Genomic DNA, 26,304 nt, shown 5'->3' with positions numbered 1-26,304 from the left:
GGCGCGGCGGCGGGTTCAGCCGCCGGAACCACCCTCGGGGCTGCCTTCCAGCGCCGCCAGGCAGTCGGCCAGCGGCGCGATGCCGCGCGCCAGCTCGGCCACGGCAGCCGCGTCCACCCGCGCCAGCGGCGGGATCTCGGCCAGCACGCGGACTTCGCCAAAACGTTCGATGGCTTCCCTGTTGCCGGGCGACAGCGGGCCGCTCATGACCACGCCCAGCACCGGGACGCTTCGGCGGCGCAGCGCCTCCAGGCTGAGCAGCGTGTGGTTGATGGTGCCCAGGCCGCTGCGCGCGGCCAGCACCACGGGCATGCCCAGCCGCGCGATCAGGTCGATCATCATGTGCCGGTCATCGATCGGCACGTACAGGCCGCCGGCGCCTTCCACGATCAGCGGCGCGTCGGTGTCCGGCGGCACGATGGTGGTGGCGTCCAGCTCGGCGTCTTCCAGCGGCGCGGCCGCCCAGGGCGACAGCGGCGCCTGCAATACGTAGGCCGGCAGGTGCAGGCGCTCGGGCGGCAGCTGCGCCAGCCCGGCCACCGTGTCGGTGTCGCCGGGTTCTTCGGCCACGCCGGTCTGCACCGGCTTCCAGTAATCGGCATTCCAGGCGCGCGCCAGGATGGCCGAGACCAGGGTCTTGCCGATGCCGGTGTCAGTGCCGGTCACGAAGACGCCGGCGCGGCGGGAGTCGGTTTTCTTCCACATGCCATAGGCCAGGTGATAGGTCACGCTGGCTCCTTGTTCGTTGAATGTCGCCAGCACGCGGCGCAGCGCCGCCGCGCCCAGCGGCTGGTGGCCGGGCGCGGCGGCGGTGGCGCCGATGCCTTTCAGGTCTTGCAGGAAATGCAGGCCGTCACGATGCTGTTGTACCAGCCGTTCGGCGCGCACGGCACCGGCCAGATTGCCCATGGCCGGACGGATGGCGCCGGGCGCGGGATAGGCCGGGGTGCCGGCGTCCAGGCCGGCGCGGGCGTGGGCGGCACGCCATTCGGCGAAGGTGTCCTCGGCCAGCGTGGCGATGGCCAGATGGCCGCCCGGCGCCAGCAGCGCGGCCAGCCGGCCCAGCCCTGCGTTCAGGTCGCCGAACCACTGCACCGCCAGGCTGGAGCAGATGAGGTCGTAGCCGCCGGGCAGGGCGTCGGGATGTTCCCCGTCCAGCGCCGCGTAGCGCACGCTGCCTTGCGGCGCGGGACCGAGCCGCGCGGTCTCCAGCATGGCCGGGGATATGTCGGTGAGCGTCCAGTCGGCCGGTCCCAGGCGGCGCGCCAGCTCGCGCGTCAGCAGTCCGGTGCCGCAGCCGATCTCCAGGATGCGCGGGCGCGGCGGCAGGTCCAGCCGGGCGATGTCCTCGGCCAGGCGCCGCGCGGCGGCGCGCTGGGCCGGGGCATGCGCTTCGTAGCGGGCGGCGGCGCGGCCGAAGCGCGCGCCGATGGCGGCGTTGCGTGCGCGGCCGTTCATGTCAGGCTCCGATGCCGGCCAGGCCGAGCGCGAAGTCGCGGATGTGTCCGGCGCACCACTGCGGGTCCGATCGCGGCAGCAAATGGCCGCCGCGCGCATGCCAGCGCAGCGCGACGCCGGGCAGCGCCGCGCCGGTCATGGCCGGCGGCACGACCGGATCCTCGGCGCCGGCCAGCGCCAGCGCCGGCATGGGCAGCGCCGCCAGTCCGGCGCGCCGGTCCTCGTCGCGCAGCGCCAGCAGGCCGCGTTCCAGCGCGGCCATGTCGGGCGCGCCGGATGGCGTGTCGTCGCCGCAGCGCGCGCGGAAATCGCGCAGCACCGCCTGGGGCTGGGCGACCAGCTGCCGCAGCATGCGGTCGAGCAGGCGCGGCGCCACGCCTTCGGGAAAGTCCGGGCCGGCGCCGAAGCGCGCGAAGCCGTTGATGCAGACCAGGCCGGCGCAGCCGGGCGGCGGCTGGCGCAACAGGCGAAGTACGCCCAGTGAATGGCCGATGGCGATCACCGGGCCGGAGACTTCCGGCAGGCGGGGGACGCCGAAATAGCCGGCGTCGTCGGCCACCTGGGGCCAGTCGGACAGGGCCGCGCGCAGCGGCGCCCAGAACGACGCGTCATAGGCCCAGCCGTGCGCGAACCAGAGCGTGGCTTGCGGCATGGTCAGGCCAGCTCGGCCGTCAGGCCGTCGATCAGGCGGGCGAGATCGTCCTCGCCATGGGCGGCGCTGAGCGCGATCCGCAGCCGGCTGGTGCCAGCGGGCACCGTGGGCGGGCGGATGGCCACGGCCAGCAGGCCGCGCCGCTCCAGCCCGGCGGCCAGGGCCAGCGCGCGGGCTTCGTCGCCGACGATGGCGGGCACGATCTGGGTCGAGGATCCGCCCGTGTCCACGCCCAGCCCCGCCAGCGCGGCGCGCAGCGTTTGCGCGCTGTCGGCCAGCCGCGAGCGTTCAGCGTCCAGTCGCGGCAGCAGGTCCAGCGCCGCGTCCATCGCGCCCAGCACGGCCGGCGGCAGCGCGGTGGTGTAGATGAAGCCCGAGCAGGCGTTGACCAGGTAGTCGCACATGACGCGCGAGCCGGCCACATAGGCGCCGAAGCCGCCCAGCGCCTTGCTGAAGGTGCCCATGATCAGGTCCACCCGGCCCGGCGCCAGGCTGGACAGGCCGGCGCCTTGGGCGCCCAGCACGCCGGTGGCGTGCGCCTCGTCCAGGTAGAGGAAGGCGTGGTGGCGTTCGGCGATCTCGCCCAGCCGGGCCACGTCGGTCCGGTCGCCGTCCATGCTGAACACGCTTTCGGTGACGATGAAGCGCACCGCCGGCTTGCCGCCGGGGCCGGGCTCGGCGCGGGCCGCCAGCAGGCTTTCCAGGTGTTCCAGGTCGTTGTGGCGGTAGCGGATCTGCTTCACGCCGGCGGCCTGGCAGCCGTGGTGCAGGCTGGCGTGGTTGAGCTTGTCGGCATAGAGCTGGACCTCGCCCTGGCCGGCGGCGGCGCGCAGCAGCGCGGGCAGCACGGCGGCGTTGGCCTGCCAGCCCGAGGCCAGCAGCAGGGCGGCCTCGGCGCCCTTGAGCCGGGCCAGCTTGGCCTCGACCTGTTCGTGCAGGTCCAGGTTGCCGCAGACCAGTCGCGAGGCCTGGGCGCCGGCGCCGCGCAGCGCGGTCCATTCGCGCGCCCGCTCGACCAGCAGCGGGTGGCGCGCCAGTCCCAGGTAGTCGTTGCTGGAGAAGTTCAGCATGGGCGCGCCGTTCAGGACGATGCGGCCGGCGGGGGCGGCGGCGGCGGTGCGCAGGCGGCGGCGCACGCGGCGCGTCTCGGCGAGCGCGAGCTCGGAGGAGAAAAGGGAATCCAGCTTCGACATCGGCAAATCCGGGGGCGGCCGGGCGCGGCGGGGCGGCCAGGCCGTAGAATGCGGGCCATTGTAGTGGAGGCGCCGCCGTCCGCCCGGCGCCCCGGCAGACGGCCCACCGGGAGTTTCCTGGCCCGGGCCTCCGGTTTTGCAGGAGCTCTATATATGCACACGCCCGACTGGGTGGCCCAGGGCCAGCCCCACATCTGGCTGCCCTATGCCCAGATGAAGACAGCCACGCCGCCGCTGCCCGTGGTGCGCAGCCACGGCAGCCGGCTGGAGCTGGCCGACGGGCGCAGCCTGATAGACGGGGTGGCGTCCTGGTGGACCGCCTGCCACGGTTACAACCATCCCCACATCGCCCAGGCCGTGCGCGCCCAGCTCGACGCCATGCCGCACGTGATGTTCGGCGGCCTGACCCACGAGCCGGCGCTGACGCTGGCGCGGCGGCTGGCGGCGCTGCTGGGGCCGGGTCTGGACCGGGTCTTCTACACGGATTCCGGCTCGGTGGCGGTGGAAGTGGCCATGAAGATGGCGCTGCAATACTGGCTCAACCAGGGCGAGCGCGGGCGTGGCCGCTTCCTGGCGTTCAAGGGCGGCTACCACGGCGACACCTTCGGCACCATGGCGGTCTGCGATCCGGAAGAGGGCATGCACAGCCTGTTCCGGGGCATGCTGACCGAGCACGACATCGTCGCCCTGCCGCGCGACGAGGCCGGCGAGGTCGAGCTGGACGCCTTCCTGGAGCGCCGGGGCCCGCAGCTGGCCGGGATCCTGGTCGAGCCGCTGGTGCAGGGCGCCGGCGGCATGCTGATGCACGATCCCGAGGTGCTGCGCCGCCTGCGCCGGCTGGCCGACCGCCACGGCCTGCTGCTGATCTACGACGAGATCTTCACCGGCTTCGGCCGCACCGGCACGATGTTCGCCTATGAACAGGCCGGCGCGCGTCCCGACATCATCACCCTGTCCAAGGCGTTGACCGGCGGCACGCTGCCGCTGGCCGCCACGGTCGCCAGCAACCGGGTATTCGACGCCTTCTGGTCCGATGACCCGTCGCACGCGCTGATGCACGGTCCCACCTTCATGGGCAACGCGCTGGCCTGCGCCGCCGCGAATGCCTCGCTGGACCTGTTCGAGCGCGAGCCGAGGCTGGATCAGGCGCGGGCGATCTGCGCCGCGCTGGAGCAAGGGCTGGCGCCGTGCCGCGAGCTGCCCTGGGTGCGCGACGTGCGCGTGCTGGGCGCGATCGGCGCGGTGGAGCTGGACGGCATCGCCGACCGCGAAGCGCTCAAGCGGCGGCTGGTCGAAGCCGGCGTCTGGGTGCGGCCGTTCGGCAACGTGGTCTACCTGACCCCGGCGCTGACCATCGCGGCGGACGAGCTGGCCGTCCTGACAGGCGCCGTGTCGGACGTGCTGCGCCGTCAGCGGCCCTGAACCGACGATGCCCGGACCGCCGGCTCGCCAGCCGCCGGTGCCGGACCGGCCGGCGGCAAATCCGGTCCGGCCGCTTGATCCATGTCAAGACGCCGGACCGGGCGGCTGGCTAAGATCGGCGCATGCGAGCCAAATCGATCTTCGCCGTCCCCGCCGGCCTGTCCGACGTCGACCGCCAGCAGCGCCGGCACGCGCTGGTGCGCCTGTCGCTGGCCTGGCTGGCCATGATGCAGGTGATGATGTTTGCCTGGCCCGGCTACCTGCGCCACGACGGCATCCCCACGGATGCCCTGGAGACGCTGGACTGGGCCATCGTGCTGATGAACTGGGCCAGTTTCGCGCTGACCGTGCCCGTGGTGCTGTACTCGGCATGGCCGATCTGGCGCCACGCCGGCGACAACCTGCGCCATGGCCGCGCCGGCATGGACGTGCCGGTGGCGCTGGGCATCGTGGCCGCCTTCATTCCCTCGGTGCACGCGACCTATACCGGACACGGCGAGGTGTATTTCGATTCCGTGACCATGTTCGTGGCCTTCCTGCTGACCGCCCGCTACCTGGAACTGTGCGCGCGTCAATCCTACGGCGGCTCGGCCGGCGGCCTGCGCCATTCCCGCGTCGAAGCGCGCCGCCTGAGCCTGGGCGCCAGCGCCGACCGGCTGGCCTCGCGCTTCGTGATGATCCAGGTGCTCCTGGCGCTGGCCGCCGCCGCGGCCTGGGCCTATATCGATCCGGCCCACAGCATTCCGGTGATGGTGGCGCTGCTGGTCATGAGCTGTCCCTGCGCGATGTCGATGGCCGTGCCCACGGCCATGGCCTCGGCGCACGCCGCGCTGGCGGCGCATCCGTCCATGCCCGACGCGGCCTTGCAGGCGCTGCTGGACGAGGCGGGCCGCAAGGCGCGCCAGAACTTGCATGGCTCGCTTGTATGGCATCTGCTGATGACGCCGCTGGCGCTGGTCGGCTGGGTCACGCCCTGGCTGGCGGCCATCACCATGCTGCTGTCCTCGCTGGCGGTGGCCTGGAACTCCTGGCGGCTGTCGCGCCGCGACTGGTCCGGCGCATTGGCCGCTGGCGCGCCGGAATCCGCATGACCATCCTCTACCTGCTGCTGCCCCTGTCGCTGCTGTTCGTGCTGGCGATCGGCGTGTCGCTGTGGTGGGCCGTGTTCAACGGCCAGTACGACGACACCGACAGCGCCGGCACGGCCATCCTGCGCGACGACGACAGCGGGCCGGGCAGCCGGGGCTAGGCCGCCGCCGCTCGGTGTCCGCGCTGCGATGTCGGCGCCGGGGCCTGAGATCCGCCGCCGCCGATATGTCTGATCCGGTCGGAAGCCGCTGCTTCTGACCCGTTGCCCGCGCGCCGCGTTCCCCATTTCTCGAGTAGGGACTTGATCCACATCAACGCGGGTTTACCCCGGCCCCCCCATCATTGAAGCCTGGAACTGTTTGTTTCTTTTAGGGGAAGGGTGATGAACGATTGCGCCGCAATCGCAAGCAAGGCCGACACCTTCAACTACAAGATCGTGAGGCAATTCGCGCTCATGACGGTAGTGTGGGCAATCGTCGGCATGGCTGTGGGCGTACTGCTCGCCGCGCAGCTGATTTGGCCTCAGTTGAACTTCGACACCGCCTGGCTGACCTATGGCCGGCTGCGTCCGCTGCACACCAACGCGGTGATCTTCGCGTTCGGCGGCAGCGCGCTGTTCACCACGTCGTACTACGTGGTCCAGCGCACCTGTCAGACCCGCCTGTTCTGCGGCCCGCTGGCCGCGTTCACCTTCTGGGGATGGCAGATCGTCATCGTCGCCGCCGCGATCACCCTGCCGCTGGGCTACACCAGCAGCAAGGAATACGCGGAACTCGAATGGCCCATCGACATCCTGATCACGCTGGTCTGGGTGGCCTACGCCATCGTGTTCTTCGGCACCATCATCAAGCGCCGCTCCAAGCACATCTACGTGGCCAACTGGTTCTTCGGCTCGTACATCCTGACCATCGCCATCCTGCACATCTTCAACAACCTTGAAGTGCCGGTGTCGATGTGGAAGTCGTACTCCGCCTACGCCGGGGTGCAGGACGCCATGGTGCAGTGGTGGTACGGCCATAACGCCGTGGGCTTCTTCCTGACCACCAGCTTCCTGGGCATGATGTACTACTTCGTGCCCAAGCAGGCCGGCCGTCCGATCTACTCGTACCGCCTGTCCATCGTCCACTTCTGGGCGCTGGCCTTCACGTACATGTGGGCGGGCCCGCACCATCTGCTGTACACCTCGCTGCCGGACTGGACCCAGTCGCTGGGCATGACCTTCTCGCTGATCCTGCTGGCGCCTTCGTGGGGCGGCATGATCAACGGCATCATGACGCTGCAGGGCGCCTGGTACAAGCTGCGCACCGATCCGATCCTGAAGTTCATGGTCACGGCGCTGTCGTTCTACGGCATGTCGACCTTCGAAGGCTCGATGATGTCGATCCGCACGGTCAACGCGTTGTCGCACTACACGGACTGGACCATCGGCCACGTGCACTCCGGCGCGCTGGGCTGGGTCGCCATGATCTCGTTCGGCTCGCTGTACTACCTGATCCCGCGCCTCTATGGCCGCGAGAAGATGCACAGCGTCAAGGCCATCGAACTGCACTTCTGGATCGCGACCATCGGCGTGGTGCTGTACATCGCCGCCATGTGGATCGCCGGCGTGCAGCAGGGCCTGATGTGGCGCGACACCGCCGCCGACGGCACCCTGGTCTACAGCTTCGTCGAGGAACTGAAGACGCGCGTTCCGTACTACCTGATTCGTCTGCTGGGCGGCACCCTGTTCCTGTCGGGCGTGTTCGTGATGGCGTGGAACGTCTGGATGACGGTGCGCGGCGCGACCGCGGTCAACCCCGCCATTCCCCAGGACGATCCGCAAGCCGCGCGCACGCCGGTCACCGCCGCCGCTCCGGCTACCGTTTGACGAGGACATCATGGCCAACAAGCAACACGGCTTCTTTTCCCACCAGACGCTCGAGAAGAACATCGGCTGGATGATCATCGCCAGCATCCTGGTGGTGTCCTTCGCCGGCCTGGTGCAGATCATCCCGCTGTTCTTCCAGCACAGCACCACGCAGGCGGCCGAGGGCGTCGAGCCCTACAGCCCCCTGCGCCTGATGGGCCGCGACATCTACATCCGCGAGGGCTGCGTCGGCTGCCATTCCCAGCAGGTGCGCCTGCTGGCGGCCGAAGTGCAGCGCTACGGTTCGTACTCGCTGGCCTCGGAATCGGTGTTCGACCATCCGTTCCTGTGGGGTTCCAAGCGCACGGGTCCCGACCTGGCGCGCCTGGGCGAGCGCTATTCCGACGAGTGGCACCGCATCCACCTGCGCAACCCGCGCATGGTGGTGCCGGAGTCCAACATGCCGGCCTATCCGTGGCTGGAGAAGACCTCGATCACCGGCCAGAACGTGCAGGACCGCATGCGCGCCCTGCGCCTGGTGGGCGTGCCGTACAGCGACGAGGAAATCGCCGCCGCGCCCAAGGCCATCGAGGGCAAGACGGAAGAGGACGCGCTGGTGGCCTACCTGCAAGGGCTGGGCGTGGGCGTGCGCAAGGCGCAGCAGGCCAAGAAGGCCGCCGCCGCCGAGGAAGCCGCCAAGAAGGCCGTCGACGCCGCCAGGCAGCCGGCCGCCCAGCCGGCCTCGGGAGGCTGATCATGGCCTACATCAGCGCAATCGTCACCGCCATCTCGATGGCAACCTTTTTCGGCATCGTCTGGTGGGCCTGCTCGCGCGGCCGCCAGAGCGCCAACAGCGAATCGGCGATGCTGCCGTTCGCGCTGCCCGATGAATTCGGGCCGGCACAACAAGATGGAGCGAATCGGTCATGAGCGATTTCGTCAATGGCTTCTGGGGGTATTTCATCTCCGTCGTCGCCGTGGGCGGCGTGGTCTGGTGCGTGTGGCTGCTGTACACGCAGCGTCGCTGGCTCAGCACCAAGCCGGCCAACGGCCAGGTCGAGGACACCGGCCATGTCTGGGACGGCGACCTGACCGAGCTGAACAACCCGGTCCCCAGCTGGTGGACCTGGATGTACCTGCTGGCTTGCGTGTTCGCGCTGGGCTACCTGTTCTTCATGCCGGGCCTGGGCGAATACAAGGGCTCGCTGGGCTACAGCAGCGCCGAGGAAGTGGCGCGCAACCAGGCCAAGCTGGCCGAGGCGGTGCGCCCCATCTATGCGCGTTTCGAGACCATGACCGTGCCGCAGATCGCCGCCGACCCCGGCGCGCGTGAGATCGGCCAGCGCCTGTTCCTGAACACCTGCGCACAGTGCCACGGCTCGGACGCCAAGGGCGGCCCCAGCTTCCCCAACCTGGCCGATGGCGACTGGCTGCACGGCGGCTCTCCCGAAGCCATCATGCAGACCATCACCAAGGGCCGCATCGGCGTGATGCCCCCGTGGAAGGGCGTGATCGATCCCAAGACGGCCGGCGATATCGCGCAATACGTGCGCTCGCTGTCGGGCCTGACCGCCGATCCGGTGCGCGTGTTCCGCGGCAAGCGCGAGTTCGCCAACTACTGCGTGGCCTGTCACGGTGTCGACGGCAAGGGCAATCAGTCGCTGGGCGCGCCGAACCTGACGGACGAAGTCTGGCTCTATGGCAGCTCGGAAGCGACCATCGTGCAGACCATCCTGGAAGGACGCCAGAACCGCATGCCCGCGCATGAGGACGTGCTGACGCCCGACCAGATCAAGATCCTGACGGCCTGGGTGTGGGGCCTGTCCAACAAGCCGGACGCCAAGCCGCAGGCGGCCGAGAAGACGGCGGCCCGCTGATCGCGGACCTGTATGTGGCATAGAGCCTGAGAGAAACGGCGTTTCTCTCAGGCGACGTGGACTTGATGAGTACGGAGCAGCAAATGAAGATGACCCCCCACGCCGCGCGCGCGTTGTGCGCTTGCTGCCCCCCCGAGGGGGGCGCGTTTCATCTTGGGGCGGCCCTGCGATGAAAAACGATGGGTCAACCGCAACCGTCAGCACGCCGCCCGGCGGCGATCCGCCGCCCTGGCGGCCGCATGTGCGGCCGCCGCGTCCCGGCCAGGAAACGCTGGAACAGACCCTGGCCGGCGTGCGCAGCAAGATCTACCCGCGATCCGTCAGCGGCCTGTTCGCGCGCTGGCGCATCGCCTTCGTCTTTCTGACCCAGCTCATCTTCTACGGCCTGCCCTGGCTGCAATGGAATGGCCGCCAGGCCGTGCTGTTCGACCTGGGCGCGCGCAAGTTCTACCTGTTCGGCCTGGTGCTGTGGCCGCAGGACGTGGTCTACCTGGCGGTGCTGCTGGTGATCTCGGCGCTGGCGCTGTTCCTGTTCACCGCCGTGGCCGGCCGGCTGTTCTGCGGCTACGCCTGTCCGCAGACCGTCTACACCGAGATCTTCATGTGGATCGAGCGCAAGGTCGAAGGCGACCGCGTGGCCCGCATCCGCCTGGACGAGTCGCCCTGGTCCTGGCACAAGGCGCGGTTGAAGATCACCAAGCATTTCCTGTGGATCGCGCTGGCCTGGTGGACCGGCTCGACCTTCATCGGCTATTTCGCGCCCATCCGCGAACTGGGACATGAACTGTTCACCTTGCAGCTTGGTCCCTGGCAGTGGTTCTGGATGGTGTTCTACGGATTCGCCACCTGGGGCAACGCCGGCTTCATGCGCGAGTCGGTCTGCAAGTACATGTGCCCCTACGCCCGCTTCCAGAGCGTGATGGTCGATCCGGACACCTTCGTGGTCACCTATGACAAGCGTCGCGGCGATCCGAGAGGCGGCCGCTCGCGCAAGGTCGACCACAAGGCCGCCGGCCTGGGCGACTGCGTCGATTGCAGCCTGTGCGTGCAGGTCTGTCCGACCGGCATCGACATCCGCGAAGGGCTGCAATACATGTGCATCGGCTGCGGCGCCTGTATCGACGCCTGCGAGCAGGTGATGGACAAGATGCAGTACGAGCCGGGCCTGATCCGCTATACGTCCGAGCGCGCCATGCTGGACGGCCTGTCGACCAAGAGCGCCCGCTCGCACCTGCTGCGTCCGCGCGTGCTGGTCTACGGCACGCTGATCCTGATCCTGGTCATCGCCTTCATCGCCTCGCTGGCCATGCGCAATCCCCTGCGCGTGGACGTGATCCGCGATCGTGGCGTGCTGGGCCGCGAAGTGGCCGGCGGACTGATCGAGAACGTGTACCGCCTGCAGATCATCAATACGTCGGACTCGCCGCTGCGCCTGCGTCTGTCGGCCGAGGGCCTGCCCGGACTGGCGGTGCTGGCCGGCCAGGAAGCGTCGGACGTGGTGGAGGTCGAGGCCGCCGCCAACAAGCTGGTGCCGATGGTGATCCGCGTACCCGCGGGCGGCAAGCCCGGCGCGCACCCGATCACCTTGCACGCCCGCGCCCAGGACGGCGAGAATCGCGGCATCGAGACCGACGAACCCGCCAGCTTCTACATTCCCAACTGAGCGCGGCATGGACCCGCGCAAGGATCAAAGGACACGCTATGACTACCGCCACGATCGCCAAGCCCTGGTACCGTGAATTCTGGCCCTGGTTCCTGATGGCCGGCCCGTTCCTGGCGATGCTGGGCTGCTTCATCACCATGTATTTCGCCTTCACCCAGTTCAGCAACCAGCCCATCCAGGAAGAGGGGCTGGTCAAGCGCGGGCTGGTCATCGAGCACCAGGGAGCGGGGGCGGCGCGTTAGGCGGCCGTCCGGTCCAACCCGTAAGACAAAGGAGGGGCACGCATGGGCCTGAGATCGTTGATGTGGATCCTGTGGCCGTCGTTCCTGGCGGCGGCAGCCTGTAGCGCGCTGATCTTCGCGCTGATCGACCCACTGGACGTGGCCATATTCGGGCACGTGCCCACCGGGCGCACCGGCTTCTACACCGTGTCCTTCTTCGTGCTGTGGGTGATGGCCGGGCTGTCCAGCGCGCTCACGGCCTATCTGATGCCCAAGCCCAGGGAAGACGACGAGCTGTAATGGCGGCGGGGCGGGCGGCCCGGGATCCATTTCCGGTCTGAACACGCTCCAGGGCCGGCCTAGGCCGCCGCGCCCGCCTCGTGCAGCAGCTCGACGAAATGACGCGCCGGCGCGCTCAGCGGCCGGTCGCGCGGCACGATGCTGCCGAACGCCGTCAGCGCGTGCCGGATCTGGTACGGCAGGATGGCCAGCAGGCCGTGGGCCGCGTAGCGGCTGGCCACGGACTCCGGAATCACGCCCAGCATGGTCGACTTCATCGCCAGGTTGGTGGTGGTCAGGATGGAGGCCGATTCGATCAGGCCCGGCGGCGTGGCCGCGTCATGGGAGCGGAACTCCTGCTCGATCACGTCGCGCATCGGGCTGCCCTGCGGCTGCAGGATCCACGGATACTCCCGCAAGGCCTCGAAACTGACGCGCGCGCGTCCGGCCAGGGGGTGGTCGACGGCCGCGATCACCGACAGCGCCTCGTCGCCGATGGGGCGGAACACATAGTCGCGCGGCGGCAGCGTCAGCATGCGGCCGATCACCACATCCAGCCGGCCCTCGTTCAGCCGTCCGATCAGCAGGTCGCTGGTGCCCGTCGAAATCTCCACCGCCAGCAGCGGATAGGTCTGCTTGAGCCGCAGCAGTGCGTCGGTCAGCGGCCCGGGCGAGGCGGCCATGATGCTGCCGATGAAGAGCTTGCCCGCGCTGCCGAGCCGCAGCTCTTCCAGCTCGCGCGCCAGCGAGGACACCGTGCCGCGCATGCCGCGGAAATAACCCATCACGCAATCGCCCGCCGCCGTCAGCGCCAGGCCGCGGCCTACCCGCTCGAACAGCGGCTGGCCGATGGCCTGCTCCAGCTCGTGCAGCATCTTGCTGGCGGCCGACTGGGTCATGTTCAGCGCCGCCGCCGCCGCGCGCAGCGTGCCGCGTTCCTCGATGGCCAGCAGCAGCACGATCTGCCGCATGCGCAGGCGCGCCAGCAGGGCGGGGGCATTCAGGGCTCGTTCCATGATTGATCGCCTGGAGTGAACGGTTGGTGCCAAAGTTTCATTTTACGGAAACGAATCGACTCCCTAAGATGGCTGCATCAAAACAAGCCGCCGGGCACGAACCCGGAATGGCGCAAAGCCCCCAAGGAGACAAGCATGAAGACCCGTTTGCTGGCCGCGATCGCGGCGGGCGCCCTGTGCCTGGCGGCATCGGGCCCATCCCTGGCGCAGGACGCCAACTGGCCCGTCAAGCCGCTGCGGCTGCTGGTGGGATCGGCCCCCGGCGGCGGCACCGACGCCATGGCGCGCGCGGTGGCCGACAAGCTGGGTCCGAGGCTGGGCCAGACCGTGGTGGTGGAGAACAAGCCGGGCGCCTCGAACACGCTGGCCGCCGACCTCGCGGCCAAATCCGGAGACGCGCACACCATGGTGATGGGCGTGTCCACCGCCCATGCCATCGCCCCGCACCTGCTCAAGCTGGGCTATGACAACGACCGCGACCTGACGCCGGTGGTGTTCGTGGGCGCGGTGCCCAACATCCTGGTCGTCAACAACCAGGTGCCGGCGCGCACGGTGCAGGAACTGATCGCGCTGCTCAAGGGCAAGCCGGGCGAGTACAACTTCGCCAGCAGCGGCGCCGGCAGCACCCAGCACATCGCGGCCGAGCTGTTCAAGGACGCCACCGGCGTGCAGATCACGCACATTCCCTATCGCGGCAGCGGCCCGGCCATGGTCGACCTGATGGGCGGCCAGGTGCAGATCGCCTTCGAGACCGCGTCCTCGGTGATTCCGCACATCAAGAGCGGCAAGGTGCGGGCGCTGGCGGTCTTGAGCGCCGCCCGCAATCCGCAGCTGCCCGACGTGCCCACCATGGCCGAGGCCGGCGTGCCCGGCGTGGAGATGAGCGCCTGGTATGGCATCTACATGCCCAGCGGCACGCCCGCCGCGATCCAGCGCCGCGTGCACGACGAGGTCAACGCCATCCTGGCGCTGTCCGACACCCGCGCGCGCCTGCAGGCCATCGGCGCCGACGTCAGCCCGATGAGCCAGGAACAGTTCGCCCGCTTCCATCAGGCCGAGAACCAGCGCTACGCCGCGATCATCAAGAAGAACCACATTTCCGTCGAGTGAAGACCATCATGCATCCGCAGCATCGAACCGCCGGCCAGCCGGCGCAGGACCTGCCCGTCGTCGCCCTGACGCTGGGCGACCCGGCCGGCATCGGCCCGGAACTGATCGCCCGCCTGCTGGCGCGGCCCGAGGCGGGGCAACTGGCCAACGTCGTGCTGATCGGCGACCCCTGGCTGTGGGAAGCGGGGCAGCGGATCGCCGGCGTGCGCGTGGCGCTCGATCCGGTGGACAGCTTCGCCGCCGCGCGCGGCCGGCCCGCCACCGGCCGCGCCGCCTGGCTGGCGATGGACACGGTGCGGCCCGGCGACGTCAGCCCGGGCCAGGCCGGCGCGGCCGGCGGCGCATCGGTGCTGCGCGCGCTGGACGCCTGCATGGACGCGGCGCTGGCCGGCCACGTCGACGCCATCTGCTTCGCGCCGCTGAACAAGCACGCCATGAAGCTGGGCGGCCTGCGCCACGACGACGAACTGCATCATTTCGCCCAATACCTGGGCGTGACCGGTTACTTCTGCGAGTTCAACACGCTCGGCGATCTGTGGACCTCGCGCGTGTCCTCGCACATCCCGCTGAAGGACGCGGCCGCCGCGCTGAGCGTGGCCGGCATCAAGGACGCCGCCCGGCTGATCCACCGCGCCTTGCAGGCCAGCGGCGTGCCCGAGCCGCGCGTGGCCGTGGCCGCCTTCAACCCGCATGGCGGCGATGGCGGCACCTGCGGCCGCGAGGAAGTCGACATCATCGCGCCGGCGGTGCGCGAACTGAACCAGGAAGGCTTGCCGGTGCAGGGGCCGTTTCCGGCCGACACCATCTTCCTGAAGGCCCAGGCCGGCGAGTTCCAGGCCATCGTCACCATGTATCACGACCAGGGCCAGATCGCGATCAAGCTGCTGGGCTTCTCGCGCGGCGTGACGGTGCAGGGCGGGCTGCCCATTCCCATCACCACGCCCGCGCATGGCACCGCCTACGACATCGCCGGCCAGGGCAGGGCGAGCGACGCGGCCACATGGCAGGCCTTCAACGTGGCCTGCCGCATGGGTCGTTCGCACCGCGCGGCGCGCGCCGCCCGGGCCTGAACCGGTATCCAGACATTCCGGCGCGGTCCGCGCGCCGTTCCCCACGCCTCAGGAATCCCCTCATGAAAATCAAATCCGTGCGCGCCCGCGTCTACGAATGGACCGGCAAGACCGTGCCGCCGCAAGGCAATTTCTGCTCCAACGCCATGGACCTGCTGTATTCGCCGCAGGAAACCATGAGCACCTTCCGCTTCCACGGCTGGACCGTGGTCGAGATCGAGACCGACGACGGCATCGTGGGCCTGGGCAACGTGGCGCTGGCGCCGCGCATCGCCAAGGCCATCGTCGACCAGTACCTGGCGCCGCTGGTCATCGGCCACGACCCCTGGGACTACGAGTACCTGTGGCAGCGCATGTATCGCGCCACCCACGCCTGGGGCCGCAAGGGCGTGGCCATGGCGGCGATCTCGGCGGTGGACCTGGCCATCTGGGACATCCTGGGTAAGTCCGTGGGCAAGCCGGTGTTCAAGCTGCTGGGCGGGCGCACCAAGGAGAAGATTCCCTGCTACTACTCCAAGCTCTATCGCGGCGATCTCGACGCCATGCAGCGCGAGGCGCAGACCTATCTGGACCAGGGCTTTCGCGCATTCAAGATGCGCTTCGGCTACGGTCCGGCGCATCTGCAGCACGGCGTGGCCGAGAACCTGAAATCGGTCGAGGCCGTGCGCGAGGTGATCGGCTACGACACCGACCTGATGCTGGAGTGCTACATGGGCTGGAACCTGGAATACGCCAAGCGCATGCTGCCCAAGCTGGAGAAGTTCGAGCCGCGCTGGCTGGAAGAGCCGGTAATCGCGGACGATATCGACGGCTACGCCGAGCTGAACCGCATGGGCTCGATTCCCATTTCGGGCGGCGAGCACGAATTCTCGCTCTATGGCTTCAAGCAGCTGCTGGACCGCAAGGCCATCTCGGTGGCGCAGTACGACACCAACCGCGTCGGCGGCATCACCGCCGCGCACAAGATCAATGCGTTGTGCGAGGCCCATAGCGTGCCGGTGATTCCGCACGCCGGCCAGATGCACAACTATCACCTGACCATGAGCACGCTGGCCTCGCCCATGAGCGAGTATTTCCCCATGTTCGACGTGGAGGTCGGCAACGAGCTGTTCTATTACATCTTTGACGGCGAGCCCACGGCCAGCAACGGCTTCATCGACCTGGACGACGCCAGGCCCGGCCTGGGGCTGACGCTCAAGACCGAGTTCCTGGACCAGTTCCGCATCACCGAGTGAGGCCGCCATGCCCGGACTTTCCAACCCGCGCTATCGCGGCATCTTCCCCGTCGTTCCCACCACCTTCGGCGAGGACGGCGCGCTGGACCTCGCCAGCCAGCGGCGTTGCGTCGATTTCATGATCGATTCCGGCGTGGACGGGCTGTGCATCCTGGCCAATTTCTCGGAGCAGTTCCTGGTCTCGGACGAGGAGCGGGAGATCCTGACCCGCGCGGTGCTGGAACACGTGGCCGGCCGCGTGCCGGTGATCGTTACCACCACGCACGCCAGCACCCGCGTCTGCGCCGAGCGCAGCCGCCGCGCCCAGGACATGGGCGCGGCCATGGTCATGGTCATGCCGCCGTACCACGGCGCCACCTTCCGCTTCGGCGAGGCGCAGGTGCGCGCCTTCTACCAGGGCGTGTCCGACCGCATCGGCATTCCCATCATGATCCAGGACGCGCCGGCCGCCGGCACGCCGCTGTCGCCCGCCTTCCTGGCCGGCATGGCGCGCGAGATCGAGCAGGTCTCGTACTTCAAGATGGAAACGGCCGGCGCCGCCGGCAAGCTGCGCGAGCTGATCGCGCTGGGCGGCGAGGCGGTCGAGGGCCCCTGGGACGGCGAGGAGGCCATCACGCTGCTGGCCGACCTGGAGGCCGGCGCGACCGGATCCATGACCGGCGGCGGCTATGCCGACGGCATCCGGCCCATCATCGAAGCCCATCGCCGTGGCGATGTCGAGGCCGCCTACGCGCAGTACCAGCGCTGGCTGCCGCTGATCAACCACGAGAACCGCCAGGCCGGCTTCCTGGCCGCCAAGGCGTTGATGAAGGAGGGCGGCGTGATCGCCTGCGACGCCCCGCGCGCGCCCTGGCCGCCGCTGCATCCCGAGACGCGGCGGCAGTTGCTGGCGATCGCGCGCAGGCTGGACCCGCTGGTGCTGCGCTGGGGGCGTTGAACGCAAGCGCCGGGCTGGCGGCGCCGGCCCGATCCGCGGCCGCCCGGCAGGTCCTTGCCGCCCGCCATTGGCCAGCGGCCGCGAACATAGCGTTCCGCTCCCGCTGACAAGGTCGTATCCCACGGCAGGTAAAATCCCCGCTGTTCCAAACCATCCAGCGGGGCGTCCGTGCAGCCGGTCATTTCAGTCCAGGGCTTGTCCAAGCGATATGCATCCGGGTTCCAGGCGCTCAAGGGCGTGGACCTGGAAATCCGGCGCGGAGAGATCTTCGCCCTGCTCGGGCCCAACGGCGCGGGCAAGACCACGCTGATCAGCATCATCTGCGGCATCGTCAACGCCACCGAGGGCCGGGTGCTGGCCGACGGCCATGACATCGTCGCCGACTACCGCAAGGCCCGCGCCAAGATCGGGCTGGTGCCGCAGGAAATCTCCACCGACGCCTTCGAGAGCGTGTGGAACACGGTGTCGTTCAGCCGCGGGCTGTTCGGCGAGCCGGCCAATCCCGCCCTTATCGAGAAGATCCTGCGCGACCTGTCGTTGTGGGACAAGAAGGACAACCGCATCATGGCGCTGTCCGGCGGCATGAAGCGGCGCGTCATGATCGCCAAGGCGCTGTCGCACGAGCCGCAGATCCTGTTCCTGGACGAGCCCACCGCCGGCGTGGACGTGGAGCTGCGGCGCGGCATGTGGGACATGGTGCGGCGGCTGCGCGAGAACGGCGTGACCATCATCCTCACCACGCACTACATCGAGGAAGCCCAGGAAATGGCCGATCGCGTCGGCGTGATCCGCAAGGGCGAGATCATCCTGGTCGAGGAAAAGCACGCGTTGATGGAAAAACTGGGCAAGCGCCGGCTGGCGCTGACGCTGAAGACGCCGCTGGCGGCCGTGCCGCCCGGTCTGGAGGCCTATGCGCTGGAGCTGGCCGAAGACGGCCGCAAGCTGGTCCATACCTACGGCAAGCAGGACGGCGGCGATATCTCGCTGCTGCTGCGCGCCCTGGCCGAGCGCGGCGTCGAATTCACCGACCTCAATACCTCCGAAAGCTCGCTCGAGGAGATCTTCGTCAGCCTGGTGCACGCGCAATCATGAACTTCCACGCCATCCTCGCCATCTACAAGTTCGAAATGGCGCGCGCCTGGCGCACGCTGATGCAGAGCGTGGCCTCGCCGGTCATCTCCACCGCGCTGTACTTCGTCGTGTTCGGCTCGGCCATCGGCTCGCATATGGTCGAGATCGACGGCGTCAGCTACGGCGCCTTCATCGTGCCCGGCATGATCATGCTGGCGCTGCTTACGCAGAGCATCGCCAACGCCTCGTTCGGCATCTACATGCCGCGCTTCACCGGCACCATCTATGAAATCCACTCGGCGCCGATCTCCTACGTGGAGATCGTGGCCGGCTACGTGGGGGCGGCCGCCAGCAAGTCCATCCTGCTGGGCCTGATCATGCTGGCCACGGCGCGGCTGTTCGTGTCCTTCGGCGTGGCGCATCCGTTCTGGATGCTGGGCTTCCTGGTGCTGACGGCGGTCACGTTCAGTCTGTTCGGCTTCATCATCGGCATCTGGGCCGACGGCTTCGAGAAGCTGCAGATCATCCCGCTGATGATCATCACGCCGCTGACCTTCCTGGGCGGCACCTTCTATTCCATCAAGATGCTGCCGCCGTTCTGGCAGAGCGTCACGCTGCTGAACCCCGTGGTCTACCTGGTCAGCGGATTCCGCTGGGCATTCTACGGAGTGGCCGATGTCAGCGTGGGCGTCAGCGCCGGCATGACGCTGGCCTTCCTGGCGCTGTGCCTGGTCTGCGTGCGCTGGATCTTCAAGACCGGGTACCGGCTCAAGACCTGAGCCGGGCGGTGCGGGATCGGGCGGCTTGCGTTCAAGCCTGAGTGGAGGCCGCCTGCGCGGCGCGGGCCAGGCCGCCGTGCGCGTCCAGCAGCCGTTCGCGCCAGGCATGGACGGCGTCGTCCGGCGCCAGCAGTTCCTGCGCGCTGGTGCAGCGCGCCCACATGAACATCCCGAACACCGCGTAGTCAGCATAGGCCGGCGCGTCGCCGGCCAGGTAGGGCTGGCGCGCCAGCGTCAGGCGCAGCGGCTGCAGGGCGGCGCGCAGCGCCTCGATCTGCGCCGCATAGCCGGCCGGCAGCTCCTCCAGCGGGCCGAAGCGCTTTTCGCGCGTGACGCGGAAGTAGTCGCGGTCCTTCTCGTGGATCAGCGCGTGGATGGACGGCAGCAGCAGCCGGGCCAGGATGGGCACCAGCGTGGCGTCGCTCCAGCTGTTGACGAACAGGCTCAGCTTGCGGCCGGCCTCGCCGCCGAACAGCGAGGGGCGGTCGGGAAAGGCGTCTTCCAGGTGGCAGGCGATCCGCCAGGAATCGCTGACCGCCTGGCCGTCGTGCAGCAGCACCGGCACCAGCTTCTGGCCGGAGAACGCGATCTCTTCCTTGTCCGTGAAACGCCACGGCACCGTGGCGGCCGACAGCCCCTTGTGGGCCAGGGCCATGTGGATCTTCCAGCAATGCGGGCTGAACCGCAGCGACGCGTCGGCGCCGGCCAGGTCGTACAGGGTGAGATCGGGATTCAAGGCGATGCGCTCCTTGCGATGGCGGGACGGAAATCCCCGGCCCCAAGGATAGCGCGTTACGCCGATCCGCCGGCATGGCGGATCGGCGGGACAGCAGGCTAGCGCGTCTTGCCGGACGGATTGAGCTTGGACACGCGCTGCTGCAATTGCGGATCCTGCTGCACGGCGCGGCTGATGCCGTTGAATTCGTCGACGGTCAGGCCGTCGGCGCGCACCAGCTGCACCATTTTCTCGTCGGCTTCCTTGACCAGCTTCTGCTTGGCCTCGTCGGTCTTGGCCGATTCGACCTTGGGCCGATATTCGTCCACGACGCCCGAGACCTTCTGCGAGGCCGAGGCAAAGCGTTGCAGCTGCTGGTCGGACGGCTGCGGCACGGCCGGCGCCTGCATCGGCGATGGCGTCTGGCTGGCTGGAGGCTGTTGCTGCGCCAGGACCGGCGCGGCCAGGGCGGCGGACAGCAGGGCGGCGTACAGGAACGTGCTGGGGGATCGCTGCATGGGGACCTCCTTGTAATGCGTAAAGCGTGGCAGGCCAAAGGGGAGCCCCGTCGGGGCATCCCGATGGATACGGGTCCATGATGGCAAAGCACGCCGGCCGGCCTCAAGTTTCCCGATGTGTTTTCCTGTGTCGGCGAGCCACCGCAAGGTCGCGGCGCCGTCCCAGGGCGCGCCCTGGGACGACGCCGGAAACGTTTTGCGCGATTTGGTAGGCGCTGCTGGCCGCCATGTTTCCTTGCGTGTGCGGCCGCGCCATAATCTGGGGCCGTCCCTTCCAACCGAGGCCATGCCGTCCATGAGCGCGCTGCGCATTTCCACCGACAAGTCCGAACTCGACGTTGACATGATCCACGCCTTCCTGCGCGACCAGACGCCCTGGGCGCGCGGCATGCCCCGGGACACGCTGGAGCGCGCGCTGGCCGGCTCGCGCTGTTACGGCGCCTACCTGGACGGACGCCAGGTGGCCTTCGCGCGGCTGGTGACGGACGAGGCCACCTTCGCCTATCTGTGCGATGTGTTCGTGCTGCCGGACTGCCGGGGCCGGGGCTATTCGCGCGAGCTGATGCGCCACGTGTTCGACGATCCGGTTGTGGCGGCGTTGCGGCGCATCGTGCTGGTGACGACCAGCGCGCATGGCGTCTACGCGCCGCTGGGCTTCACCGCGCCCGAGCATCCCGAACGCTACATGGAACTGCACCGCCCGGATGTCTATGCGGCGTCGCCGGCCGTTGCCGGCTAGCGAGCCATGCAGGTTTTCGGTCGCCGGAAAGGCAAGGGCGTGGCAGACCGGCGTTCCTAGGCCAGCAGCATGCCCAGCAGCACCAGCGCCAGCAGCACCAGATAGGCGCGGGCGTGCAGGCGGTCGGGGATGCGCGGGATCAGCGGCGCGCCCAGCCGGATGCCCACCAGCGATCCCAGTGACAGTAGGGCGAAGGCAGGCAGGTCCACATAGCCGGCCATCCACGGCGCCAGACCGGCGGGCAGGTCGCGGGCGGCGACGACATAGGCCAGCGTGCCGGCCACGGCCACGGGCAGCGTCAGCGGATTGGCCATGGCCGCGGCCTGGGCCATCGGCAGGCCGCGCCGGCGCAGCAGCGGCACCGTCATCACGCTGCCGCCCACGCCCAGGAAGGCCGCCACCGCGCCGATCGCCAGGCCGCCGCCCGCCGTCGCCGCGCCGCCCAGCGGGCGTGGCTGGCCGCCGCCGTCATGCGCCAGGAAGCCCTGGCGCAGCAAGCAGTCGGCCAGCGTGACGGCCAGGTAGGCGATGAAGGCCAGGCGCACCAGTCCGCCGTCGATCCGCATCGCCGCCAGCGCGCCCAGCGCCGCGCCCACGGCGATGTAGCCGGCCAGCGGCCAGACATAGGCGCGCAGGATGTTGCCGGCCTTCTGATGGCGCCGGGTGGCGGCCGCGGCGTTCACGATCATGACGCAGGTGGACGTGGCCACCGCGATGTGCATGGCGGCCAGCGCGGCCGGATCGTCGGCCGCGTGGCCGGCCCGCAGGGCGGCATACAGCACCGGCACGGCGACGAAGCCGCCGCCGAAGCCGAACAACACGGTGGTGACGCCGCTGAGGACGCCGAACAGGGCCAGGACCAGATACAACATGCCGCGATTCCTGCGAAGAATGATGATGGGATCACGATAGCGGCGCCCGCCCTGGCCGGCTTTCGAAATGAAGACAGTAATATTCGAGTTTCAGCCAACTCCCGAACAGCCTCCGTGGCTGCCCGCTGCGGGCAGACGGGAGGACGCCCGCATGCGCAATACCCATATCGACCTGCATGACGCCCTGGACCGCGCGCTCGTCGCCATCGGCAACGACTATCCGGCCGGACACCTGCTGGACGCGCACGCGCACCGGCGCGCGCAGCTGCTGTACGGCGCCACCGGCGTCATGCTGGTGCTGAGCGAGGATGGCGGCTGGGTGGTGCCGCCGCAGCGCGCCGTCTGGATCCCGGCCGGCGTCACGCACCAGGTGCGGATGCTGGGGGTCAGCACGCGCAGCGCCTACATCGAGCCGGGCGCGGCGCGCGCGGACGCGCGGGCCTGCGAAGTGGTGGAGGTGTCGCCGCTGTTGCGCCAGCTGCTGCTGGCGGCCGTGGACATGCCGGCGCAGTACGACAGGGAAGGGCGCGACGGCGCGCTGGCCCGACTGCTGCTGCACGAGGTGGACCGCGCGCCGGCGCTGCCGCTGCACATCCCGCTGCCGCGCGACGCGCGGCTGGGGGCGTTGTGCCAGGCCTTCATGGCGGCGCCGGACATCCGCTCGCGGCCGCAGGACTGGGCCGGGCGGCTGCACATGAGTCCGCGCAGCTTCAGCCGCCATTTCCGCGAGCACACCGGCATGTCCTACGCCCAATGGCGTCAGCGCGCCTGCGTGGTGCTGGCGCTGGCGCGGCTGGCGGCGGGCGATCCCGTCACCGTCATCGCGCTGGATTTCGGCTACCAGGGCCCGGCCGCGTTCTCAACGATGTTCAGGCGCGTGCTGGGCGCGGCGCCCTCCGCCTACCTGCGCACCGACTAGGACCCTCCATAGCACGCAGGAGGTGCTGCTTCAGCGGGATGCCGCGGAGCCGGCTTTGCCGGTCCGCAGGCATGCCCCTGGGGGGGCGCGTGAGCGCTTCGGGGGGGATGTCAACCCTTGGCGTACCAGAGGACGGCGAAGAAGTGGCAGGCGGTGCCGGCCAGCACGAACAGATGCCAGACGAAATGCGCGTAGCGCCAGCGCGAATCGAACACGAAGAACACCACGCCGCCGGTGTAGGCCAGGCCGCCGGCCACCAGCCACCACAGCCCGCCCTCGGGCACGCGCTCGATCAGCGGGTTGACGGCGATCAGCACCAGCCAGCCCATGGCCAGGTACAGCCCGGTGGAAATGGCGGGGCGGTTCAGCCGCTTGCTGGCCTTCAGTCCCACGCCCAGCAGGGCCAGGCCCCAGACCAGGCCGAACAACGTCCAGCCCCAGGGTCCGCGCAGCGCGCCCAGCGCGAAGGGGGTGTAGGTGCCGGCGATCAGCAGGTAGATGGCCGAGTGGTCCAGCACGTTGAACAGGCGCTTGGCGCGGTTCAGCGGCAGTGCGTGGTAGATGGTGGACGCCAGGTACAGCAGCACCATGGTCGCGGCGAAGATGGCGGCGCCGGCGATGAAGGCCGCGTCGCCCTGGCGCGTGGCGGCGACGATCAGGATGGGGGCGGCGGCCACCGCGCAGGCGGCGCCCAGGCCGTGGCTGACGGCGTTGGCGATTTCTTCGCCCAGGGTCTGGGGGCGGTCGTTGGGGAACATGCGGTGGAGCGTCCGTGGCGGAGTGTGGGGAATCGGGGCTCCCACCTTAGGCGTTTTGCGGCGGCGGCTCAAGCGCCGCCTCCTGTAACGGCGAGGCGTGTTCCATCGGCTTGATTTTCGGCAAGCGGGGCCGTCGGTTACGTTTCGGATATGGGTTCCATGCGGTTACTGTGTGATACATTTGATCCGCACAAATAATCGGCCCGGACAGGCGACTGGCGCCGCTGCTGGCCGATTTTTCCGTTTCCGGCGGCGGCGCGCTCGGCGCCCGCTCAATCAAACGCTATCGCATGTTCCGGGGGGGGCACCTATGATTCCTGTCATCGGCATTATGGTTGGGGCTTACATCGTCACGCGCATGACCGCGATGCTGACCCGGCCGGACACCAACAAGATCGTCAAGGCGCTCTCCATCGTCACCATCGCGATCGCCTTGCTGTCCTGTCTGGAGCTGTTCACCAGCGGCGCCGCGATGTCGGCCCGGGCGGGCCGTTACTGAGCACACGCAGCAAATCCGGCATCCGTCGCCCGGCGGATGAGGCAGTCGGCGGGCCGTGCAGCTGCGGCCAGGTGGTATCGGGACGTCGTCTTGGGGCAAGCAAGGTTCAACTGGCCGAGGCCTGACAATGGCGCGCAGTTTTTCCACTCTGTTTTTCAAGGCCGCGAAAAAGCTCGGCAGGATCCAGCGCGCGGCCTTGAACCTGGCCGTGCCCGGCGCCTCCGGCAAGCGCGCCGCCGCGTCGCGCCGGGCGGCGGCCAGGCGCAGCGCCAATGCCTCGCGCGACGGCGCCTCGCCCTCGCTGGGCCTGGGCCGCTGGGAGGCCTCGCGCCAGTTCACCGACGGCCTGGGCCGGCGTCTCGCCTTCGCCCGCTACATTCCGCCCGGCGTGCCGCGCCAGGGCATGCCGCTGGTGGTCATGCTGCACGGCTGTCGCCAGACCGCGCTGTCGTTCGCGCAGGGTTCGCGCATGAACCAGTGGGCCGACGCGGCCGGCTTCATGGTGCTGTACCCGCAGCAGTCCATGGCCCGGCAGGTGCAGCGCTGCTGGCGCTGGTTCCAGCCCGACGCGCTGCACGGCGGCGGCGAGGCCGACCTGATCGCCGCGCTGGTCCGCTCGGAAGTGGGGCGTCATGGCCTGGATCCGACGCGCGTGTACATCGCCGGCCTGTCGGCGGGCGCCGGCATGGCGGCTCTTGTGGCGCTGCGGCATCCGCAACTGGTGGCGGCGCTGGCCATGCATTCCGGCCCGGTGACGGGCGACGCGCACAGCGCCGCCGCGGGCCTGCAAACCATGCGCCGGGGCGCGCTCAAGCCCCTGCGTCCGCTGCTGGAAAGCGTGGCCAATCCGGCCGCGCTGCGCCTGGGCATGCCGGCCATCATCCTGCAGGGCCAGCTCGATCCCGCCGTGGCGCCGCGCAACGCGCGCCAGCTGTTCGACCAGTTCCGCCTGCTCAATGGCCTGCACCCCCAGGATGTTCCGGTCGAGCGGGTACTGGGGCTGGGCACGGACAAATCCTATCGCCGGGTCGACATGCTGAAGGACCGCCGCGCCGTGGTGCGGCTGTGCGAGATCACGCATGTCGAGCATGCCTGGAGCGGCGGCGATCCGGCCGTGAGATACCACAGCAGGGGCGGGCCGGACGCATCGGCGCTGATCTGGCGCTTCTTCCAGGCACAGCGGCGCGGCACGCCGCCGGCCCTGTAGCCGCGACCGGCGCAAGCGGCTATTGTTCGCGGATCGGGAATGGTGATGTCCAGGCCGGGCGCGGGCCAGGTTGGCGCGGGCGACGGTAAGATCGCGGCATTCCCGAGGCCCCGCCGCCGTCGCGGCGGGCGGTCGCAAGCACACAGTTGGAACGTCCCATCATGTCCCTTTCTCTCTACCAGGCTTCGGTGCCTGTATTCGTCCGCGGCCTGAATGTGCTGGCCGCGCTGCTGGAAAAAGCCGAGTCGCATGCCCGCGAAGCCGGCATCGATCCCGCCGAACTCGCCAACGCCCGGCTGGCGCCGGACATGTATCCTTTGTCTGGCCAGATCCAGCGCGCCAGCGACGCGTCCAAGTTCGCCGCGCAGCGTCTGTCGCGGATCGAGGCGCCGAAGTTTCCCGACGAGGAAACCACGCTGGCGCAGCTGCGCCAGCGCGTGGCCGACACCATCGCCTATCTGCAGGGCCTGGCGCCGCAGGCCTTCGACGGCGCCGAAAGCCGCAAGGTCACGCTGTCGTTCGGCGACTTCAAGCCCGAGTTCCAGGGCGACGCCTATCTGCTGAGCTTCGCGCTGCCGAACTTCTACTTCCACGTCGCCACCGCCTACGGCATCCTGCGCAACCAGGGCGTGAAGATCGGCAAGCTGGATTTTCTCGGGCCGTATCCGGGCTTGAACCCGGCCTGAGCGCGGCCGCTACTTCGGGCCGCCGCAGCCGCCCATCTTTTCCATGTTCTGGCGGATTTCCTCCGGCGTCAGGTCGAGCTTGTGCGTGGCCATGGACCAGCGGTGGCCGAACGGATCCACCAGCTGGCCGTAACGGTCGCCCCAGAACATGTCGGCCACCGGCATGGTGACCTGGGCGCCGGCGTCCACGGCCTGCTTCATGGCCGCGTCCACATCCTTGACATACAGGTGCAGGTAGACCGGCGAGCCCTTGAGCGCCTTGGGCCCCAGACTGCCCCATTGCGGGAAGTCGTCGCACAGCATGATGGTGGAGTCGCCGATGCGCAGCATGGCGTGCATCAGCTTGCCGTCGGCGCCGGGCAGGCGCGCCAGCTCCTCGGCGTTGAAGGCCTTCTTGTAGAAGGCGATGGCGTCGGATGCGCCTTCGCAGACCAGGTGCGGGGTCAGCGTGTGCATGCCGGGGGGAATTGCGT

The 26,304-nt window shown here is 69.2% G+C and carries 30 protein-coding genes; 21 read left to right on the top strand and 9 right to left on the bottom strand.

Annotated features, from left to right (window positions below; genetic code table 11):
* Window positions 1-15: 15 nt before the first annotated feature.
* From bioD to AC6LJ5_RS06655, 3 genes are read right to left on the bottom strand one after another with little or no spacing between them, the layout of a single operon-like run.
* Entirely contained in the window at window positions 16-1,458 is a 1,443-nt protein-coding gene (gene bioD, locus AC6LJ5_RS06665) for a dethiobiotin synthase (protein ID WP_498140075.1), read from the bottom strand.
* 1 nt (window position 1,459) lies between these two features.
* Entirely contained in the window at window positions 1,460-2,110 is a 651-nt protein-coding gene (locus AC6LJ5_RS06660) for an alpha/beta fold hydrolase (protein WP_498140074.1), read from the bottom strand.
* Between the two features lie 2 nt (window positions 2,111-2,112).
* Window positions 2,113-3,303, bottom strand: a complete 1,191-nt coding sequence (locus AC6LJ5_RS06655; RefSeq protein WP_392409033.1) for an aminotransferase class I/II-fold pyridoxal phosphate-dependent enzyme — start codon at window positions 3,301-3,303, stop codon at window positions 2,113-2,115.
* Window positions 3,304-3,456: 153 nt separating this feature from the next.
* On the opposite strand from AC6LJ5_RS06655, the gene AC6LJ5_RS06650 reads away from it, so the two are divergent.
* From AC6LJ5_RS06650 to AC6LJ5_RS06605, 10 genes are all read left to right on the top strand, one after another.
* Window positions 3,457-4,725 carry an adenosylmethionine--8-amino-7-oxononanoate transaminase gene (locus AC6LJ5_RS06650; RefSeq protein WP_103273711.1) on the top strand — a complete coding sequence of 423 codons (1,269 nt, stop codon included), beginning with the start codon at window positions 3,457-3,459 and terminating at the stop codon, window positions 4,723-4,725.
* Window positions 4,726-4,847: 122 nt separating this feature from the next.
* Complete coding sequence (locus AC6LJ5_RS06645) at window positions 4,848-5,816, top strand: P-type ATPase actuator domain-containing protein (protein ID WP_103273712.1); 969 nt, start codon at window positions 4,848-4,850, stop codon at window positions 5,814-5,816.
* On the top strand, window positions 5,813-5,974 hold the full coding sequence (ccoS, locus tag AC6LJ5_RS06640; RefSeq protein WP_103273713.1) for a cbb3-type cytochrome oxidase assembly protein CcoS: 162 nt from the start codon (window positions 5,813-5,815) through the stop codon (window positions 5,972-5,974). Before AC6LJ5_RS06645 ends, ccoS begins: the two co-directional genes overlap by 4 nt.
* Window positions 5,975-6,196: 222 nt before the next feature.
* The gene (gene ccoN / locus AC6LJ5_RS06635) at window positions 6,197-7,681 is read left to right on the top strand and encodes a cytochrome-c oxidase, cbb3-type subunit I (protein ID WP_212313797.1); all 1,485 of its coding nucleotides are present in this window, start codon (window positions 6,197-6,199) and stop codon (window positions 7,679-7,681) included.
* Window positions 7,682-7,691: 10 nt separating this feature from the next.
* Entirely contained in the window at window positions 7,692-8,414 is a 723-nt protein-coding gene (gene ccoO, locus AC6LJ5_RS06630) for a cytochrome-c oxidase, cbb3-type subunit II (RefSeq protein WP_103273715.1), read from the top strand.
* A complete protein-coding gene (locus tag AC6LJ5_RS06625) occupies window positions 8,414-8,590 on the top strand; it encodes a cbb3-type cytochrome oxidase subunit 3 (RefSeq protein WP_103276407.1) in 177 nt (58 codons plus the stop codon). The genes ccoO and AC6LJ5_RS06625 overlap by 1 nt, the downstream gene beginning before the upstream one ends.
* Window positions 8,587-9,537 carry a cytochrome-c oxidase, cbb3-type subunit III gene (ccoP, locus tag AC6LJ5_RS06620; protein ID WP_103273716.1) on the top strand — a complete coding sequence of 317 codons (951 nt, stop codon included), beginning with the start codon at window positions 8,587-8,589 and terminating at the stop codon, window positions 9,535-9,537. Before AC6LJ5_RS06625 ends, ccoP begins: the two co-directional genes overlap by 4 nt.
* 169 nt (window positions 9,538-9,706) lie before the next feature.
* Entirely contained in the window at window positions 9,707-11,200 is a 1,494-nt protein-coding gene (gene ccoG, locus AC6LJ5_RS06615; protein WP_392409031.1) for a cytochrome c oxidase accessory protein CcoG, read from the top strand.
* Window positions 11,201-11,238: 38 nt separating this feature from the next.
* The gene (locus AC6LJ5_RS06610) at window positions 11,239-11,442 is read left to right on the top strand and encodes a FixH family protein (protein WP_103273718.1); all 204 of its coding nucleotides are present in this window, start codon (window positions 11,239-11,241) and stop codon (window positions 11,440-11,442) included.
* Window positions 11,443-11,484: 42 nt separating this feature from the next.
* The gene (locus AC6LJ5_RS06605) at window positions 11,485-11,721 is read left to right on the top strand and encodes a hypothetical protein (RefSeq protein WP_103273719.1); all 237 of its coding nucleotides are present in this window, start codon (window positions 11,485-11,487) and stop codon (window positions 11,719-11,721) included.
* A 59-nt stretch (window positions 11,722-11,780) separates the two neighbouring features.
* On the opposite strand, the gene AC6LJ5_RS06600 is transcribed toward AC6LJ5_RS06605, so the two are convergent.
* Entirely contained in the window at window positions 11,781-12,716 is a 936-nt protein-coding gene (locus AC6LJ5_RS06600; protein WP_103273720.1) for a LysR family transcriptional regulator, read from the bottom strand.
* 135 nt (window positions 12,717-12,851) lie between these two features.
* On the opposite strand from AC6LJ5_RS06600, the gene AC6LJ5_RS06595 reads away from it, so the two are divergent.
* The 6 genes from AC6LJ5_RS06595 (at window position 12,852) to AC6LJ5_RS06570 (ending at window position 18,918) form a co-directional block, all read left to right on the top strand.
* Complete coding sequence (locus tag AC6LJ5_RS06595; RefSeq protein ID WP_103273721.1) at window positions 12,852-13,826, top strand: Bug family tripartite tricarboxylate transporter substrate binding protein; 975 nt, start codon at window positions 12,852-12,854, stop codon at window positions 13,824-13,826.
* An 8-nt stretch (window positions 13,827-13,834) separates the two neighbouring features.
* Window positions 13,835-14,896, top strand: a complete 1,062-nt coding sequence (locus AC6LJ5_RS06590; protein WP_498140073.1) for a 4-hydroxythreonine-4-phosphate dehydrogenase PdxA — start codon at window positions 13,835-13,837, stop codon at window positions 14,894-14,896.
* 62 nt (window positions 14,897-14,958) lie between these two features.
* On the top strand, window positions 14,959-16,131 hold the full coding sequence (locus tag AC6LJ5_RS06585) for an L-rhamnonate dehydratase (RefSeq protein ID WP_103273722.1): 1,173 nt from the start codon (window positions 14,959-14,961) through the stop codon (window positions 16,129-16,131).
* A gap of 7 nt (window positions 16,132-16,138) precedes the next feature.
* Window positions 16,139-17,068, top strand: a complete 930-nt coding sequence (locus AC6LJ5_RS06580; RefSeq protein WP_103273723.1) for a dihydrodipicolinate synthase family protein — start codon at window positions 16,139-16,141, stop codon at window positions 17,066-17,068.
* A 168-nt stretch (window positions 17,069-17,236) separates the two neighbouring features.
* The gene (locus AC6LJ5_RS06575; RefSeq protein WP_498140072.1) at window positions 17,237-18,160 is read left to right on the top strand and encodes an ABC transporter ATP-binding protein; all 924 of its coding nucleotides are present in this window, start codon (window positions 17,237-17,239) and stop codon (window positions 18,158-18,160) included.
* Window positions 18,157-18,918, top strand: a complete 762-nt coding sequence (locus AC6LJ5_RS06570) for an ABC transporter permease (RefSeq protein ID WP_103273725.1) — start codon at window positions 18,157-18,159, stop codon at window positions 18,916-18,918. Before AC6LJ5_RS06575 ends, AC6LJ5_RS06570 begins: the two co-directional genes overlap by 4 nt.
* Window positions 18,919-18,949: 31 nt before the next feature.
* Here AC6LJ5_RS06570 and AC6LJ5_RS06565 read toward each other — a convergent pair whose 3' ends face one another.
* Together AC6LJ5_RS06565 and AC6LJ5_RS06560 are read right to left on the bottom strand one after the other, a co-directional pair.
* Window positions 18,950-19,654, bottom strand: coding sequence for a glutathione S-transferase family protein (locus AC6LJ5_RS06565; RefSeq protein WP_392409028.1), 705 nt, complete (start codon window positions 19,652-19,654; stop codon window positions 18,950-18,952).
* A 98-nt stretch (window positions 19,655-19,752) separates the two neighbouring features.
* Entirely contained in the window at window positions 19,753-20,151 is a 399-nt protein-coding gene (locus AC6LJ5_RS06560) for a DUF4168 domain-containing protein (RefSeq protein ID WP_103273727.1), read from the bottom strand.
* A 295-nt stretch (window positions 20,152-20,446) separates the two neighbouring features.
* Here AC6LJ5_RS06560 and AC6LJ5_RS06555 point away from each other — a divergent pair, with 295 nt between their 5' ends.
* Window positions 20,447-20,890, top strand: coding sequence for a GNAT family N-acetyltransferase (locus AC6LJ5_RS06555; protein WP_103276409.1), 444 nt, complete (start codon window positions 20,447-20,449; stop codon window positions 20,888-20,890).
* Window positions 20,891-20,946: 56 nt separating this feature from the next.
* On the opposite strand, the gene AC6LJ5_RS06550 is transcribed toward AC6LJ5_RS06555, so the two are convergent.
* Window positions 20,947-21,762: a sulfite exporter TauE/SafE family protein gene (locus AC6LJ5_RS06550; RefSeq protein ID WP_103273728.1), complete on the bottom strand. Its 816-nt coding sequence runs from the start codon at window positions 21,760-21,762 to the stop codon at window positions 20,947-20,949.
* A 151-nt stretch (window positions 21,763-21,913) separates the two neighbouring features.
* On the opposite strand from AC6LJ5_RS06550, the gene AC6LJ5_RS06545 reads away from it, so the two are divergent.
* A complete protein-coding gene (locus tag AC6LJ5_RS06545) occupies window positions 21,914-22,681 on the top strand; it encodes an AraC family transcriptional regulator (RefSeq protein WP_392409027.1) in 768 nt (255 codons plus the stop codon).
* Window positions 22,682-22,791: 110 nt separating this feature from the next.
* Here AC6LJ5_RS06545 and trhA read toward each other — a convergent pair whose 3' ends face one another.
* Complete coding sequence (gene trhA, locus AC6LJ5_RS06540; protein ID WP_103273730.1) at window positions 22,792-23,439, bottom strand: PAQR family membrane homeostasis protein TrhA; 648 nt, start codon at window positions 23,437-23,439, stop codon at window positions 22,792-22,794.
* Window positions 23,440-23,749: 310 nt separating this feature from the next.
* Between trhA and AC6LJ5_RS06535 the strand changes: the two genes are divergently transcribed.
* The 3 genes from AC6LJ5_RS06535 (at window position 23,750) to AC6LJ5_RS06525 (ending at window position 25,831) form a co-directional block, all read left to right on the top strand.
* Window positions 23,750-23,938 (top strand): hypothetical protein, encoded by a 189-nt coding sequence (locus tag AC6LJ5_RS06535; protein WP_103273731.1) that lies wholly within the window; start codon window positions 23,750-23,752, stop codon window positions 23,936-23,938.
* A 127-nt stretch (window positions 23,939-24,065) separates the two neighbouring features.
* Window positions 24,066-25,145: an extracellular catalytic domain type 1 short-chain-length polyhydroxyalkanoate depolymerase gene (locus tag AC6LJ5_RS06530; RefSeq protein ID WP_103273732.1), complete on the top strand. Its 1,080-nt coding sequence runs from the start codon at window positions 24,066-24,068 to the stop codon at window positions 25,143-25,145.
* Window positions 25,146-25,306: 161 nt separating this feature from the next.
* The gene (locus AC6LJ5_RS06525; protein ID WP_498140071.1) at window positions 25,307-25,831 is read left to right on the top strand and encodes a DUF1993 domain-containing protein; all 525 of its coding nucleotides are present in this window, start codon (window positions 25,307-25,309) and stop codon (window positions 25,829-25,831) included.
* A 9-nt stretch (window positions 25,832-25,840) separates the two neighbouring features.
* Here the strand turns inward: AC6LJ5_RS06525 and AC6LJ5_RS06520 are convergent, their stop codons facing one another.
* Window positions 25,841-26,299: a VOC family protein gene (locus AC6LJ5_RS06520; protein WP_498140108.1), complete on the bottom strand. Its 459-nt coding sequence runs from the start codon at window positions 26,297-26,299 to the stop codon at window positions 25,841-25,843.
* Window positions 26,300-26,304 lie beyond the last annotated feature (5 nt).

The organism is Achromobacter sp. 1011791174 (genome assembly GCF_059760925.1).
The sequence above is the reverse complement of the archived record's forward strand: the minus strand, read 5'-3'. Positions and strand labels throughout refer to the sequence as shown.